Below are 544 nucleotides of genomic sequence, written 5' to 3' on the forward strand. Positions count from 1 at the left end.
GAAGCAATTCGTCTTTATGAAGAATAAAGAGAGAACCAGTAATGAAATATAATGTTCAAATCTATGAAGATAACCAAGGAATGCTTATGGTAGATGTGCCTGATGAAATTTTTTTAGTTATAGATTTATTATTAAGTGATGTACAAGAAAATGGATCGAAATTATGGCTAGATTTAATTGATAAAGTACTTTCAAAGAAATCTTCTTATGAAGAATTGACTGGAAATGCCTGTACTATAGAAATTAAATATGATGTAACAAAAATTGTGAATGAATATGCTGAAGAGGACCAAAAGCCGTATTGTCTAATTGAAACAGCTGAGCTAAAACAGATTCTGCTTAAATGGGATGATGCTGTTAGAAATAAATATGCGGAATAGAAATTAATTAATTTAAAAGTATGGTGGAGCCTTTATAGGAGATGAAGAAAAAATAAATCTCTTATAAAGGCTTCTTTTTATTTCTTTCTAGCTCACATAAAACGTATTATCGGCAGAAAAAGAGTACCTAATCACTTGTCGGTACTTTTTTCAGATATTAATAC

At 29.4% G+C, this 544-nt stretch carries 1 protein-coding gene; it reads left to right on the forward strand.

Annotated elements, in window-relative coordinates; all coding sequences use genetic code 11:
- The first annotated feature begins 41 nt into the window (after nucleotides 1-41).
- Nucleotides 42-380, forward strand: a complete 339-nt coding sequence (locus AC1DWA_RS33185; RefSeq protein ID WP_477917694.1) for a hypothetical protein — start codon at nucleotides 42-44, stop codon at nucleotides 378-380.
- Nucleotides 381-544: the final 164 nt, after the last annotated feature.

The sequence above is a fragment of the Rhodococcus sp. P4_F3_2 genome, assembly GCF_056401335.1.

Excerpts from the sequence above, each read along its gene's own strand:
- AC1DWA_RS33185 (WP_477917694.1), top strand. The coding sequence starts at position 42 with ATGAAATATAATGTTCAAATCTATGAAGATAACCAAGGAATGCTTATG.